This window comes from Acinetobacter sp. BMW17, from assembly GCF_001592855.1.
Taxonomy (GTDB): Bacteria; Pseudomonadota; Gammaproteobacteria; order Pseudomonadales; family Moraxellaceae; genus Acinetobacter; species Acinetobacter johnsonii.
This window is the reverse complement of record NZ_LSOD01000019.1, coordinates 52,896-68,412: the sequence shown is the minus strand read 5'-3', so window position 1 is coordinate 68,412 and position 15,517 is coordinate 52,896. Positions and strand designations below refer to the sequence as shown.

At 42.5% G+C, this 15,517-nt stretch carries 13 protein-coding genes and 1 pseudogene; 8 read left to right on the top strand and 6 right to left on the bottom strand.

The window, feature by feature from the left end:
* Positions 1 to 94: 94 nt before the first annotated feature.
* A complete protein-coding gene (locus AXW61_RS04875; RefSeq protein ID WP_062032877.1) occupies positions 95 to 2,059 on the bottom strand; it encodes a hypothetical protein in 1,965 nt (654 codons plus the stop codon).
* Between the two features lie 239 nt (positions 2,060 to 2,298).
* On the opposite strand from AXW61_RS04875, the gene AXW61_RS04870 reads away from it, so the two are divergent.
* Both AXW61_RS04870 and AXW61_RS04865 read left to right on the top strand, forming a co-directional pair.
* On the top strand, positions 2,299 to 3,510 hold the full coding sequence (locus AXW61_RS04870; RefSeq protein ID WP_062032875.1) for an iron-containing alcohol dehydrogenase: 1,212 nt from the start codon (positions 2,299 to 2,301) through the stop codon (positions 3,508 to 3,510).
* Positions 3,511 to 3,702: 192 nt separating this feature from the next.
* Positions 3,703 to 4,674 (top strand): alpha/beta hydrolase, encoded by a 972-nt coding sequence (locus tag AXW61_RS04865; protein ID WP_062032872.1) that lies wholly within the window; start codon positions 3,703 to 3,705, stop codon positions 4,672 to 4,674.
* 29 nt (positions 4,675 to 4,703) lie between these two features.
* On the opposite strand, the gene AXW61_RS04860 is transcribed toward AXW61_RS04865, so the two are convergent.
* A complete protein-coding gene (locus tag AXW61_RS04860) occupies positions 4,704 to 5,879 on the bottom strand; it encodes a hypothetical protein (RefSeq protein WP_062032869.1) in 1,176 nt (391 codons plus the stop codon).
* 198 nt (positions 5,880 to 6,077) lie between these two features.
* Between AXW61_RS04860 and AXW61_RS04855 the strand changes: the two genes are divergently transcribed.
* The 4 genes from AXW61_RS04855 to eutC all read left to right on the top strand — a co-directional run bounded on the left by AXW61_RS04855 (position 6,078) and on the right by eutC (position 11,497).
* Entirely contained in the window at positions 6,078 to 7,589 is a 1,512-nt protein-coding gene (locus AXW61_RS04855; protein WP_005401131.1) for an aldehyde dehydrogenase family protein, read from the top strand.
* Between the two features lie 237 nt (positions 7,590 to 7,826).
* Entirely contained in the window at positions 7,827 to 9,272 is a 1,446-nt protein-coding gene (eat, locus tag AXW61_RS04850; RefSeq protein WP_062032867.1) for an ethanolamine permease, read from the top strand.
* A 13-nt stretch (positions 9,273 to 9,285) separates the two neighbouring features.
* Positions 9,286 to 10,671: an ethanolamine ammonia-lyase subunit EutB gene (locus AXW61_RS04845; RefSeq protein WP_062032864.1), complete on the top strand. Its 1,386-nt coding sequence runs from the start codon at positions 9,286 to 9,288 to the stop codon at positions 10,669 to 10,671.
* A gap of 10 nt (positions 10,672 to 10,681) precedes the next feature.
* A complete protein-coding gene (eutC, locus tag AXW61_RS04840; RefSeq protein WP_062032862.1) occupies positions 10,682 to 11,497 on the top strand; it encodes an ethanolamine ammonia-lyase subunit EutC in 816 nt (271 codons plus the stop codon).
* A 65-nt stretch (positions 11,498 to 11,562) separates the two neighbouring features.
* Here eutC and AXW61_RS04835 read toward each other — a convergent pair whose 3' ends face one another.
* Positions 11,563 to 12,159 (bottom strand): 2-hydroxychromene-2-carboxylate isomerase, encoded by a 597-nt coding sequence (locus tag AXW61_RS04835; RefSeq protein ID WP_062032978.1) that lies wholly within the window; start codon positions 12,157 to 12,159, stop codon positions 11,563 to 11,565.
* An 11-nt stretch (positions 12,160 to 12,170) separates the two neighbouring features.
* Complete coding sequence (locus AXW61_RS04830) at positions 12,171 to 12,938, bottom strand: SDR family oxidoreductase (protein ID WP_062032859.1); 768 nt, start codon at positions 12,936 to 12,938, stop codon at positions 12,171 to 12,173.
* A 93-nt stretch (positions 12,939 to 13,031) separates the two neighbouring features.
* On the opposite strand from AXW61_RS04830, the gene AXW61_RS04825 reads away from it, so the two are divergent.
* Both AXW61_RS04825 and AXW61_RS04820 read left to right on the top strand, forming a co-directional pair.
* Complete coding sequence (locus tag AXW61_RS04825) at positions 13,032 to 13,595, top strand: TetR/AcrR family transcriptional regulator (protein ID WP_062032856.1); 564 nt, start codon at positions 13,032 to 13,034, stop codon at positions 13,593 to 13,595.
* A 115-nt stretch (positions 13,596 to 13,710) separates the two neighbouring features.
* On the top strand, positions 13,711 to 14,412 hold the full coding sequence (locus AXW61_RS04820; RefSeq protein WP_062032853.1) for a glutamine amidotransferase: 702 nt from the start codon (positions 13,711 to 13,713) through the stop codon (positions 14,410 to 14,412).
* Positions 14,413 to 14,515: 103 nt separating this feature from the next.
* Here AXW61_RS04820 and AXW61_RS04815 read toward each other — a convergent pair whose 3' ends face one another.
* Both AXW61_RS04815 and AXW61_RS17135 read right to left on the bottom strand, forming a co-directional pair.
* A complete protein-coding gene (locus AXW61_RS04815) occupies positions 14,516 to 15,112 on the bottom strand; it encodes a YceI family protein (protein ID WP_062032850.1) in 597 nt (198 codons plus the stop codon).
* 168 nt (positions 15,113 to 15,280) lie between these two features.
* Positions 15,281 to 15,424 (bottom strand): annotated as a pseudogene (locus AXW61_RS17135) (GNAT family N-acetyltransferase); the annotation flags it as partial.
* Positions 15,425 to 15,517 lie beyond the last annotated feature (93 nt).

The following is a 15,517-nucleotide window of genomic DNA, read 5'->3' as shown; positions in this document are numbered from 1 at the left end:
CCGAGTTTTTGCAAAAAAGTTAAGCAGATCTCGTCACACAAGAAATGATGTGCGACAAATTAGGTCCATTGTTGTTTAAATTTTAAGAGCTTGGTTATTGGGTTTGGTTCAGCATGGCAATGAATTGTTCAGCGACGACAACATCATCAGGTAACGCTTTTTGGTTGTTTGGATATTCAAGCTGATCAAATAACAGTTGCCCTGCAATATAATGACAACCAAGCGTCAAGTGCCGCTGTGCATCGGTATGACTCATATGAAATGCAGCATATTCGCGCACAATAATTCGCTCAGCAAAACTGGCTGCTAAACAATGTTGAAAGCGACGTGACTCAGCAATGATGCGATCAATATCTTTGAGCTCCTCAAGCACCCAACTCTCAATAAAATAATAAGCCTCATGACTGATCGGTTGCCATGACACACAACCAAGCTTTCGTTTCAACTCCGCAAGTAGCTCTTGGCTATGCAATTGATCATGCCACTGCACAGCCTGATGAAATAGGCTCTTCCATGTGACATTTTTTAAAACCTCCTTTTGCGTCTCGAAATGTTCAGGCAAATAATCACGCACATAAGCATCAAACACCGAAATTCGTAAAGGGGGCCGATTTAAATAAAACAACTGTCGAAAGCTTTTAATATGCATTTTATGTTGCTTTAACTGAAAATAAAAATCACGGTGTTGTTGCTTATCTTCACTAAAATAAATCACTAAGTCTTTAGGAAGTTCCTGTGCAATTTTATCTAGATGCTGAATATAAGCCTGCATTACACGACTCAATTTTGTGTAGACCCGTTTCCCCCATTCAGGCTGTTGTTCGACCACACGGCGTAGCAGTTCGAGCCATTCATCTAAATACAAAATAGACGGACTGATCGCTATCCGCTGATCATCCATATCTTGGCGTCTATTTTTTAAGACCACATGCTGGTTGGCCTCCAGCTCAAACCAATTCTGTTGTAAGGCATGTTCATAGCAACTTTGTATAAATAAGCGCGCCGCAACATGTTGGAAGTACTTTAAGGTAGTCACAATAATTTCGGGATGATAAGGCTGCGTATCAAGATAACTCAAAGCTGTTATAGCAACGCGTATACTACTGTGCTGGATATTTTGACTAACCCAGTCTGTCACCACAGCTTTTTGTTTGAATAACCAATTTACGGTACGGCTTTCATCAAAAATCGGGAGTTTTGCGACCTTCTTTTGCCATGTCTTAGTTTCAGCTTTTAAAAAATGTCGCTTTGCCAACAAATCACGCGATGTCCAAATATCCCGATGCATAAGCCGCACAAAGCCAAGCATATGGGGCTGCTCTTTAGCATGCGGATATAACAAGTGAATGTCGTGCGTATGATCCATCAACTCTTGTAAAGAAAACCGTTCAGGAAATGCCGTTTGTATAATGCGATAAACATGTGGTTCTAAGAATTGATTGGCACTGCAACACAGCTCATCATAACTATTCATCAAAGACTGTAAGGGTAAAATATCTTCCGCCTGATCTGCATCTATGCAGCATAAGCGCTGCAACTCGGCCAGCAAACTTCGCTCAGAGGTTGAATCATCTGTATTGAATTCAACTTGCTGGCACAGCTGTTGAAAGAGTTCTGATTGCGTTTGCCGTATTTCAGTCAAAATTGTTTGCACGCGACTCGGTCCATCGAACAAAACAAACACTTGTTGAAGAATCAGCTGACGCAGCTGTTTAACTTTATTGCGCAAATACAAAGAATGTTGTGGAGATTGATCACCCACTAAAAATACAATGTCGTGTAAATAAAACTCTTCGAGTGCTTCTGCATAGTGCCCTTGATAGATAAACTGTGGAACACACAGCTCCGCCTGTTCAGCTGGTGCATAAAACTGAATATGAAAACAATGATTTAAAATTTGAATCCGTTGTTGTTTTACGTCGACACTTAAAACGTTTTGCACATTGAGTGTAGAGAGAAATGCTGACTGATCGTGATAAAGCTGCTGAATACTCGGAAAAACTTGTCTTAACTGTATAGCAAGACTTTGATATTGCTTAAGCTTATCGTTTTGCTCCACGGCTGACCCTCTTTGAATTTGGCTATTTTCACCACAACTTCAAAACCAATATAAACAAATCCTGAACCACAGGCTATGCCTTTTATCGATAGCTATTCTGTGCGTTGAAGCCATTTCTCCTCATTCCCTTACTTATGGTAGGTATTTGGTAGGTACACAAGTTTTTTGAATCATTCGATACTCTAAAAACGGTAATGAGCACCGATAACAACATAAATAATGGTAGAAGGAATCGCACCATGGCTTTTAAAAATATTGCAGATCAAACGAACGGTTTTTATATCCCTTGTGTTTCACTTTTTGGCCCAGGCTGTGCCAAAGAAATTGGTGGTAAAGCACAAAACCTCGGCGCAAAGAAAGCACTGATTGTAACCGACGCAGGTTTATTTAAATTTGGCGTAGCCGACACCATTGCAGGATATCTCAAAGATGCAGGTGTTGATAGCCACATCTTCCCAGGTGCAGAACCGAACCCAACTGACATCAATGTCCACAACGGCGTGACTGCGTATAACGAACAAGGTTGTGACTTTATTGTGTCCTTAGGTGGTGGTTCTTCGCATGACTGCGCTAAAGGTATTGGACTCGTGACTGCGGGTGGTGGTCATATTCGTGACTACGAAGGGATCGATAAAAGTACGGTTCCTATGACTCCTCTTATTGCCATCAACACCACGGCAGGTACAGCATCAGAAATGACACGTTTCTGTATTATTACCAATACAGATACCCATGTAAAAATGGCAATTGTAGACTGGCGTTGCACTCCACTAATTGCAATTGATGACCCTAAACTCATGATTGCAAAACCTGCAAGCTTAACAGCTGCAACAGGTATGGATGCCTTAACCCATGCGGTTGAAGCTTATGTTTCAACAGCAGCAAACCCAATCACTGATGCCTGTGCTGAAAAAGCCATTTCAATGATTAGCGAATGGTTAAGTCCAGCAGTTGCGAACGGTGAAAACTTAGAAGCACGTGATGCCATGAGTTATGCACAATATTTAGCAGGTATGGCATTTAATAATGCATCTCTAGGTTATGTCCATGCAATGGCACATCAACTCGGCGGCTTCTATAACCTACCTCACGGCGTATGTAATGCAGTCCTACTTCCACACGTCTGTGAGTTCAACTTAATTGCCTGCCCTGACCGTTATGCACGAATTGCTGAACTGATGGGAGTTAACACCACAGGTTTAACTGTGACAGAAGCTGGATATGCTGCAATTGACGCAATTCGTGAACTATCTGCATCGATTGGTATTCCATCGAGCTTGTCTGAACTGGGTGTGAAAGAGCAAGATTTGGGTGTTATGTCTGAAAATGCGCAAAAAGATGCCTGCATGTTGACGAACCCACGTAAAGCAAACCATGCTCAAGTGGTCGACATCTTCAAAGCTGCACTCAAATCTAGTGCTTCAGTGGTCGATTTTAAAGCAGCGGTCTAAGTTCTCTTCTTAACTTTTTGTTTGCTTTGACAATTTAAGTGGAATGAAACAGACGTCCATACTGTTTCATTCAGGTAAGCCTAATCCTTGCTTACCTGTGCACTTAAATTGTCTTTTTTTATTTGTGGTTGACAAAGTTTTGCACTTCATCAAGGATAAGAAAACTCATGACAATAACAACCAGAGCAAATTATGTCAGCAACTCAGACTCATCCTGCTTATCAACCTGATGTCCTCGGCGAAGGCTATGAACAATTAAAACTCAGTTTTCCAGACGATTATGAAGGTGCTGTATGTGCAACCCTCGTGCGCAAAAAAGCACCGCAAAATACTCAAAAAGCTGTGCTGTATATCCATGGTTTTATTGACTACTTTTTCCAAACCGAAATGGCTGAACAATTTAATCAGCATGGTTATGATTTTTATGCGCTCGATTTAAGAAAATATGGTCGTTCTCACTTGAGCCATCAAAAATATTATAACGTCCGTGATCTCAACGAATATGATGCTGAGATTACCCAAGCCTTAGAGATCATTGGCAATGAAGGCCATACTGCGGTGCTACTTGCAGGACACTCTACGGGTGGCTTAATCACGACTTTATACGCTGCGCACAATCCTAAGCACCCACTGATCAAAGCACTTTGGGCCAATAGCCCTTTTTATGATTTTAATATGCATCCCATTAAGCGCAAACTTGGCGTGCCGCAGCTCAGTCGACTCGCAAAGCATTTTCCTGACCTCAAGTTTCCAAGTGAACTGAATAAATGGTATGTACCGAGCCTACATCAAAACGAGCATGGTGAATGGAACTTTGATTTGAAGTGGAAACAACCAAGCTATTCTATGGTTCGGATCAGCTTTGTACGTGCAATCCATGAAGCACAGAAAGAAATTCATCGCGGTGGTTTAAAGCTCTCTGTTCCTGCACTCATTATGCATTCACATCAAACGCTCAACCCAAAGAAATGGGGCGCAGCCGCACAAACCAGCGATGTGATTTTAGATGTTAAAGACATTGAAAAGCAGGCCAAAAATTTACAAGGTGACGTCACTGTCGTGACCATTCAAAATGGTTTACACGACTTAGTCCTCTCCGCACCTGAAGTTCGTGCCGAAGTCTATGCTGAGCTGTTCCAGTGGCTTGAGCAAAAAATAGTGTAAATATACCTTTCAAACACAATTAAGAATTTTTAAATTTTATATTTCTCAAGTAGCTGATGCGCAGGATGTCCTTTCGGTGTCAGCTCAATGAGTCGCTCAACGGCATCAATCGCCTCTGGGTAACGTGCGACATGTTTAAACAGCATATCGGTTTCATTGGCTTTAAAAATCGCACTGCTTAAACGTGACTCCAAACAGTCGCGCCATGCACATAGAAATGGACTTTCCGTTTTAGGTAGTAAGACACCCGAACACAGCTTCAATGCGGTCTCGATATACGCTGCATCTAAGGCCTGCTCGGCTTGTAAAAAATCGGCCTCGATATGCGCCAAAATCCGATAGGGACGAGATCCCAACATACCACCGAGCAAGTCACGCAGTTGCGACATTTCGGCCTTAAGCGTCCCTACACTCACCTTGCGCTCACCATATAAAGCCTGATGCAAAGTATCTAAAGTCATGCCCTGTGGGCACAGTGCCAAGATGGTCAAAATTTCAATTTGTCGTGGCGTGAGTACCATCACTTTGCCATTGAAATGTACTTGTGGCACACCAAAAGCACGGATATATAACTGTTGACGCTGGTATTCTAACAGAGCCGTTTGAATGATGGATGCACAGCGCTCTGCTGCGAGTAGACCAAGGCTATTGTGGTTTTTCCATGTGGTGGATAAATCAATCACCCCTAGGACGTGTTTTGAGTAAGGGTCGATGATTGGTGCAGCATAACAGACCCAATCATGGATGGAGCTCATGTAGTGCTCATTTGAAAAGACACAACTGGACTGTTGCGTTTTTAAGGACAAGGCCAATGCATTGGTTCCCACCAATTCCTCACGCCACTGTCCACCTTCAACAAAATGTACACTTTCTGCCGCATTACGCATTTGTCTACTGGATGCACTCCAAATAATGGTACTACCAATATCGCCTACAGCGACAACCATAGACGACTGCTGTGCAATATGTCTTAGTTCATCTGCACAATAACTTAAAGCGTGCTGTAGCGCTGAACCTTGTGACATAGAACCTTCAGAAATGGGCGCAGCAAAGCGATCCTTTGGAATTTCTGCTGAGTTAGAGCGCTGCCATGAACTTGCAATACTTTTTCCCAATTGTTCAGCTTGTACCGTCGAAATACTGCTACTGGTTCTAAGCTTTTCTATTTCTTGTCTTTTCTGTATTAAATGTTGCATTGCCATCATTCCTTATTCTCAAAACAATTCCTGATATACGTCCACTGTATTACTTGGTTGTAAACATTTGTCAAAGGCTTGTAAACCTCCTTCCTTCCAACCTTTTTCCAACCTTATATTAGTTATGCTACTTAAATATTGTACAGATGTACCTTATACCAAAGCTGTAGATGCTTTTAAAAAATCAATAAGCAAAGGAACTTCAATATGCGCTATGTAGACCCTAACCAATCTGGTTCTAAAGTAGAATTTAAAGCACAGTATGACAACTTTATTGGTGGCGAGTGGGTTGCTCCAGTAAAAGGTGAATACTTTGAAAATATCTCCCCTGTCGACGGTAAAGTTTTTACAAAAGTCCCTCGCTCATCTGTCGAAGACATCGAACTTGCACTGGATGCTGCGCACAAAGCCAAAGAACAATGGAACAAATCTTCTCCTACTACACGTTCAAATTTACTCCTTAAAATTGCAGATCGTCTAGAACAGAATCTAGAAAAATTGGCTGTGGCTGAAACATGGGATAACGGTAAACCGATTCGTGAAACGCTCGCAGCGGACATTCCTTTAGCCATTGACCATTTTCGCTATTTCGCAGGCTGTATCCGTGCGCAAGAAGGTGGCATTTCTGAAATTGATGAAGATACCATTGCCTATCACTTCCACGAACCATTGGGTGTGGTAGGGCAAATCATTCCATGGAACTTCCCAATTTTGATGGCGACATGGAAAATTGCTCCTGCACTTGCTGCAGGTAACTGTATTGTTTTAAAACCTGCTGAACAGACACCTGCGAGTATTTTGGTTTTAATTGAACTCATTCAAGACTTACTACCACCCGGTATTTTAAACATCGTCAACGGTTATGGTGTTGAAGTGGGTCGTCCACTCGCAACCAATCCACGTATTGCTAAAATTGCATTCACTGGCTCAACTGCTGTGGGTCAAATGATCATGCAATATGCCACTGAAAACGTGATTCCTGTGACTTTGGAATTAGGCGGTAAGTCTCCAAACATCTTCTTTGAAGACATTATGGATCAAGACGATGAGTTCTTAGACAAAGCCCTTGAAGGTTTTGCCATGTTCGCACTTAACCAAGGTGAAATCTGTACCTGTCCATCACGCGCTTTAGTTCAAGAAAGTATTGCAGATAAATTCCTTGAAATGGCAGTTGAACGTGTGAAACGCATTAAAACGGGTCACCCGCTCGATACAGAAACGATGATTGGTGCGCAAGCTTCACTGGAACAACAAGAGAAAATCTTGGGTTGTATCGCAACAGGTCGCGGTGAAGGTGCACAAGTACTGACAGGTGGTAGTGAGCGTAATGAAGTGGGTTCTGGTTTCTATATTGAACCAACCATTTTCAAAGGCACCAATGACATGAAAATTTTCCAAGAAGAAATTTTTGGGCCTGTACTTTCAGTGGCAACATTCAAAGACTTTGACGATGCCATTAAAATTGCCAACGATACCATTTATGGCTTAGGCGCTGGTGTATGGTCACGTTCAGCACATACCTCTTACCGTGCAGGTCGTGCAATTCAAGCGGGTCGAGTTTGGACCAACTGTTACCATATCTACCCTGCACATGCCGCTTTCGGTGGTTATAAAAAGTCAGGGATTGGTCGTGAAAACCACAAAATGATGCTCGATCATTACCAACAAACTAAAAACTTACTTGTGAGCTATGCAACTAAGCCTATGGGCTTCTTCTAAGCACTTAGTCTATTCATATATAGTTCTCTATGTGTTTAGGGTGATTCGTTACCCTAAACATTTTCTCTATCAACCATCAACCATCAACCATCAACCATCAACCATCAACCATCAAAACAATAATTCAAAACTGTGTCATATAAACATTAGACAGGACGTCTAGTCGCTTGGTACTGAAATTGCATAAATATTGCATCCATCAAGCCATCTATAAAAACTCAAGATATGGAGCTTCACATGACCGATTCTCCCATTAACAGCTCAACGACTCCACTCTCTACTTCAACTGTAAGCACATCTGACGACTATTTTGAAAAAAGGCAACTGAAACAAGGTGCTGTAGGCTGGCTATTATTAGTCGGTTTAGGCGTGGCTTATGTCATTTCTGGCGACTTTGCTGGCTGGAACTTCGGTCTTGCTCAAGGTGGCTGGGGCGGTATGTTTATCGCAACGGTTGTCGTAGCCATCATGTACTTATGCATGTGCCTGTCTATGTCTGAAATGGCCACCATGCTGCCCACTGCGGGAGGTGGCTATAGCTTTGCGCGTACCGCATTTGGCCCATTTGGTGGCTATCTCACTGGCACGGCGATTTTAATTGAATATGCCATCGCCCCTGCGGCTATCGCATGCTTTATTGGTGCCTACTGCGAGGCCTTATTTGGTGTCAGTGGATGGATCATTTATCTCATCTGCTATCTGGTTTTTATGGGTATTCATCTTAAAGGTGCAGGTGAAGCCCTCAAGATTATGTTTGTCATTACCGCCATTGCAGCCGTCGCTCTTTTTGTCTTTATCATCGCAATGGCGCCACATTTTAACAGCGCCAACTTATTTAACATTGCACCAACTGAAAATATCGGTGCAAGTAGCTTCCTACCGATGGGTTATATCGGCATTTGGGCGGCCGTACCCTATGCCATTTGCTTCTTTTTAGCGGTAGAAGGTGTACCACTAGCAGCAGAAGAAGCCAAAGATCCATCCAAATCCTTACCACGTGGTTTGATCGGTTCGATGCTAATTTTGGCCGCTTTTGCCCTACTTATTCTGTTCTTAGGTGCTGGTGCTGCTGGCGCAGAACAACTTAAAGAATCAGGCGCACCCTTAGTTGATGCACTGGTAGCCGTCTATGGTCAAAACAGTTGGTTAGGCAGTTTTGTCAATTTTGTAGGTCTGGCAGGTTTAATTGCAAGTTTCTTCTCCATCATTTATGCCTATTCACGTCAAATTTTCGCCTTATCTCGTGCGGGGTATTTACCGACCTCGTTATCACTGACCAATAAAAACAAAGCGCCTTATTTAGCGATTATTATTCCCGGCATCATTGGTTTTTTATTGTCTCTAACAGGTGAAGGTGATCTGCTCATCCTGATGGCGGTATTTGGTGCGACCATTTCTTATGTCTTGATGATGCTTTCTCACATTAAACTGCGCATCAGCCGTCCAGAATTACATCGTCCTTATAAAACCCCAGGTGGGATTGCCACCTCATCAATTGCTTTGGTTTTAGCCAGTATTGCTGTGATTGCAGGTTTTGTGGTGGATCCTAAAGTTTGGTTTATGGCTGCCGCTATTTATGCGGTCTTTATTGCCTACTTTATTTTCCATAGTCGCCATCGACTCGTTCAAGGTACACCTGAAGAAGAGTTTGAAAGTATTCGTAAGGCCGAACAAGACTTATAGAAGGACCTATGACATGGCTTATAAAACGTTGATTGGACATCAGCACTATGTGTTTAATGATTTAAAAACTTTAATGGCAAAAGCAACCCCGCTGCGCTCAGGTGATCAACTTGCAGGTGTTGCAGCGGAAAATGCCACTGAACGTGTTGCCGCACAAATGGCATTGGCCGATGTCCCATTGAAGCAGTTTTTAACTGAAGTGTTGATCGACTATGAACAGGATGAAATAACCCGCCTGATTATCGATGAGCACCGTAGTGATTTATTTGCACCAATTTCACATTTTACCGTAGGAGACTTTCGTAACTGGCTACTCAGTGAAGATGCGACTACGCAGAAATTACAACAACTTGCACTCGGTTTAACCCCTGAAATGGTGGCTGCGGTGAGTAAGATTATGCGCAATCAAGACCTCATCTTGGTTGCGAGTAAATGTGAAGTCATCACCCAGTTTCGCAACACCATCGGTTTAAAAAATCATCTCTCGACCCGTTTACAACCCAATCATCCGACCGATGATCTCTTGGGGATATCGGCCAGTATTTTGGATGGCTTGATGTATGGCAATGGTGATGCCGTCATTGGGATTAATCCTGCAACCGATAACCTACAAAATTTATCGGAGCTGCTCAAACTACTCGATCATGTGATCCAAGAGCATCACATTCCAACCCAGTCTTGTGTACTGACGCATATCAGTTCGGGGATTCAACTGGCTGAGAAAAATGTGCCGATTGATTTGATGTTTCAATCGATTGCAGGCACACAGCGCGCCAATGAAGGTTTCGGTATTAATCTCGAATTACTACGTGAAGGCTATGAAGCAACACTGGCTCTCAAGCGTGGGACTGTGGGACAAAATGTGATGTATTTTGAAACAGGTCAAGGCAGTGCTTTATCTAGTAATGCACATCACGGCGTAGATCAACAAACCCTAGAAGTCCGTGCTTATGCTGTGGCTCGTAAATTCAACCCACTGTTGGTGAACACTGTGGTTGGGTTTATCGGCCCAGAGTATTTATACAATGGCAAACAAATTATTCGTGCAGGCTTGGAAGACCATTTTTGTGGAAAGCTCCTAGGCTTACCTATGGGCTGTGACATTTGCTATACCAACCATGCCGATGCCGACCAAAACGACATGGATGTGCTACTCACCCTTTTCGGTGCAGCAGGTTTGAACTTTATTATGGGCATTCCGGGTTCGGATGACGTCATGCTGAACTATCAAACCACGTCGTTTCATGATGCGCTGTATTTAAGGCAACTTTTGGGCTTAAAAGCCGCACCTGAGTTTGATCTGTGGTTGGCTGAACAAGGCATTTTTAAACAACAGCAGCAGCACATTCTCTGGCCGGAACATATTCCGCCACAATTTGAAAAACTTCTACATATATAAGGAGCAGCTTATGTCACTTGTTCCTCTAGAAAACTATCAATCTGAACAGCATCAGGATGTTTGGGAAAACTTAAAAAAATTTACCGATGCACGTATTGCCATTGGTCGCGCTGGTTGTAGCATCCCGACCCATGAACTGCTGAAATTTCAACTGGCGCATGCGGAAGCGCAAGATGCGGTACATCAAGCTTTAGATGTCGAACACTTAGTTGCGAGTTTTAATACACTAGGTTTAGATAGTCTAACGGTACACAGTCAAGCTGAAAATAAGCAAGAATACTTAAAACGTCCTGACTTAGGCCGCCTGTTAAGTCCAACTTCACAACATGGTTTAGAGGTTTTTAAAGCCAGTAACCCGCAAAACTATGATGTCTGTATTGTGATTGGTGATGGACTATCTGCACGGGCGATTGAAGAAAATGCAGTGCCTTTTATTCAGCACCTTATTCCGCAGTTGCAAGCGGAACACTGGAGCATTGCACCAATCGTTATTGCTACTGGAAGCCGAGTCGCTTTGGGTGATCCAGTTGCAGAGTGCCTACAGGCGACTATGCTCGTGATGCTGATTGGCGAAAGGCCCGGTCTGAGTTCACCTGATAGTATGGGCATTTACTATACATGGAAAGCAGCCTCAGGCACGTTGGATGCTAAACGGAACTGTATTTCAAATGTTCGACCTGCGGGCTTAAGCATTCTTGTTGCAGTACAACGACTAATATCTCTCATGCGTGGCTCTAAGAAACTCGGTTACTCAGGTGTAGACTTAAAAGATGAACATGAAATGGTCAGTCTAGACATGGAACATACGCCTAAACGTTTATTTTAATTTGGAGCAGATCAGCCGTGATTTTACGGCTGATCTTAAATAGCGTGTTCTGTTAACTTGGTTTTTTAGCTCGCTTTGTTTAACGCTTGTTCTACAAAATGTAGGCGATCTTGGCCCCAATACATTTTATCACCCACAAAGAATGTCGGTGCGCCGAAAATGCCACGTTGAATGGCTTGTTCTGTTTCAGTGATCAGTTTTTGTTTCACAACATCCGCCTGAACCATACTCATAATATCTTCTACAGAAAAACCACTTGGTTTTAGCACTTCTGCCAAGACAGTAGGTTCATTCAGATTTTGCGGTGTACCAAACATTGCATCGAATAACAGTTTCAAAACTTGCTCAAACTTTTCTAGATGCAACAATTGAATGCCTGTCAAAATCCTCATTAGGGTTAAAGTATTCATTGGAAAATGCGGATTCATTTGCATTGGAATATGGTAATACTCCGCCCAGCGCTGCATATCTAAGATTGAATAAACCCCTTTGACAGGAATCTCAATCGGACTACGATTGCCTGTTGCTTTAAACACCCCGCCCAATAAAATAGGCTTATACACAATCTGAATCTCTTGCCGCTCTGCCATTTGCAGTAAACGATAGTAGGCCAAATAGCTATATGGGCTGCCCAAATCAAAATAAAATTCTACGCTTTTCATGCTTTGTCCTTTTACCACGTTTCCATCCAAGGTCTTAAATCTAACTCATGCGTCCATGCATCGCGCGGTTGCTGCGACAAATGCCAATAATTTTCTGCAATATGCACGGGATTTAATATGCCATCGTGTTCTTTGCGCGCGTACATGTCAGGAAAAGTGTCTTTAATAAAGTCAGTATCAATTGCCCCGTCGACCACTACGTGTGCCACATGAATATTTTTCGGGCCAAGCTCACGTGCCATACTTTGCGCTAAGGCACGCAGTGCATGTTTCGCCCCAGCAAAAGCGGCAAAGTTTGCTGCACCTCTTATTCCTGCGGTTGCACCCGTGAAAATAATGCTGCCGTGTTCACGCACGACCATACGCTTTGCCACTTCACGCCCTGTCAAAAATGCACCGAAGCAAGCCATTTCCCAAATTTTAAAATACTTGCGTGCAGTTTCTTCTAAAATGCTACATGGCACATTCGCTCCAATGTTAAACACCAAAACATCGATTTCACCAATGTTGGTTTCAATTTCTTCCACTAAAGCGATGACTTGATCTTCTTTACGTGCATCAGAAGCAAAACCATATGCCAGGCCACCTTCGGCTTCTATTTCTGCAATTAAGGGTTGAAGCTTTTCGGCATTTCTTCGCGTCATGCAGGCGATGTATCCACCACGTGCAAAACGTTTCGCGATTTCGCCCCCTGTAGCATCTCCTGCGCCAATCACTAACGCTACTTTCTTTTTAGCATCAGTCTTTTGCAACTGCTGTTCTGGCTGTAGTTCATCCATAAATACACTCCCTTCATAAAATAACGATCGTTATCATAACGATCACTATGTTATAGTTTTCAGCATCAGTCAATTTTATTTTGATGAACTCCTATGCGCTATAAAACAGGCTATAAAGAAGAAAAACGTCAAGAGCTGCTTAAAATCAGTGCTCAACTGGCCAAGAAGCAAGGCTTTGCCAATACTGGCGTCGACGGTTTTATGAAAGCGGCTCAAATGACCAGCGGTGCTTTTTATTCGCATTTTTCATCAAAACATGAATTATTTGAAGCACTGATCCAGTCCGAGTTACAACACAGCTTTCAAGCATGGCAAGCCAATCCACATGACAACCTCGAAGAGTGGATTGACTTCGAACTTGAACGTTATTTAGCGCTGTCTCATGTGCAACGTCCAGATCAAGGCTGTGTTATTCCCTCTCTTGCAGCCGAGGTAGCACGTAGTAGTGAAACAACAAAACTGTGTTTTCAACAGGAAATGCTTCGTGGTCACGAACTCTTTACACATCATCTAGGCAATGAAACACAAGCTTGGGCTGTACTATGTCAACTGGTCGGTGCAATCGTCATGGCGCGCAGCATGGCAGATGAAGATCTACAACGGGAAATTTTAAGCTCAAGCAAATGGATGATTAAAAACATGCTACAGCTCAAGTAAAATCTTGGATTGAATTTATAGTTTTTTCTACATATTTTCTGATTTATTGCCTTCAACTTCTACGCATTTCCCTGTACATTTTTACACTCCTTTAACCCCTGTGAACGAGCCAACTATGACGACATTACCCGATACCATTTACGCGATTCAGCATCTTGCTTTTGAAGATTTGGGCGCATGGGAAGATGTGTTATATCAATTGGGTTATCGGGTACGATATTTCGAAGCCGGCAAAAATGACTTAGCTAAAGCGTTGAACTACACAGGTCTAACTGTGATCTTAGGTGGACCGATTGGGGTATATGAAACTGAAGATTACCCTTTTTTACAAAAAGAAATAGACTTACTAAAATTTCGTTTAGAAAAGAATTTACCCACTTTAGGTATTTGCTTAGGTGCACAGTTGATTGCACATGCACTCGGTGCAAAAGTATATGCAGGTCATAGCAAAGAAATTGGCTGGAGTCAGTTACAGCTCAATACCGTTGAACATAACCCATTACAAGCACTGGTAGGAACTGAAGTACTACATTGGCATGGCGACACCTTTGAACTCCCCGCTCAAGCTGAACTGTTGGCCAGCTCAGAAGTTTATCCCAACCAAGCTTTTCGTGTAGGCAAAAATATTCTAGGCTTACAGTTCCATCCTGAAGTCGCAGCGGATGGTTTAGAAAAATGGCTAATTGGGCATACTGCTGAACTTCGTCAAGCGAACATCAATATTCCAGCATTGCGTACAGACAACCAACGCTTTGCAGCTCAACTAGAACATATCTCTGGACAAGTTTTGGCAGCGTATTTTAAAGCACTGGTTTAATAATTCAGCCATACTCCGTTCGGCGGGTCTATTGCTCTAATTTTTAAGTTTACAGCAGACATAAAAAAGCACCTCTATGAAGGTGCTTTTTTGGAGGTATCGCTTATTTCGCAGCAGTTTTAGGCTGTGGAACTGATGCTTCAGTGGTGATATTCACAGTAATTTTATCACCCACGTTAGGCACGTATGCGCCTACACCAAAAGCAGAACGGTCAAATGAAGTGGTTGCATTGAAACCAATTGACTGTGCCTTGGTCATTGGGTGCTCACCTTGTTTATTCAACACTGCATCTAAAACGACAGGCTTTGTCACATTTTTAATGGTTAAATCACCTGTGATTTTGTATTTATTCGCGCCTACAGCCTGTACTTTTGTACTTTTAAAAGTGATGGTTGGATATTTTGCTGCATCAAAGAAATCAGCCGCTTGTAAGTGTTCATCTAAAGCTTTTACGTTGGTGTTTAAGCTAGATAAAGGAATCGTTACATTCACCGATGAGTTTGCAGGTTTTGCATTATCGACATTAATCACACCCTGAATGTCGCTGAAGTTTGCAGATGGCGTTGAAAAACCAAAGTGGCTCCATGTGAAAACTGTTGCTGTATGTGTAGGGTCAATTTGATATGCCACAGGTTTCGCCATAGCAAATGTAGTCGCAGTTGCAACAGCCAAACCGATTGTTAAAGCTTTAAAGTTCATGTTTTTATCTCACATTGGAATACTGCTTAGTCTATAGAGTTCTACAACGAATACATCTATAAAGATAAAACGATATGTTGCAACTTTAGAACGATATAATTGTTTTTAAATGTAGCAACTTAGCTACGCCCGATATTGAATGAAACCAATCTTTTTCGCGACTTTATTCTAGATTTGCTGTGAGACTAAATTATCCTGATGGGTGAGCCAATAAACCCGATCACATGCTCGCTTTTCGGTGCGCATTTTGACGTGTTCGATTAAAGCTCTTGCAACCCCTAGCCAATGATAGTCCTCATGGGTAAACACATCGGCGGTGTTTCAAAAAGTATGCTGAAAAAAACAATATGGCTTTTGATAAAATAGAGGTATGAAAATAACGCTACAAATCAAATGTCCTACCTG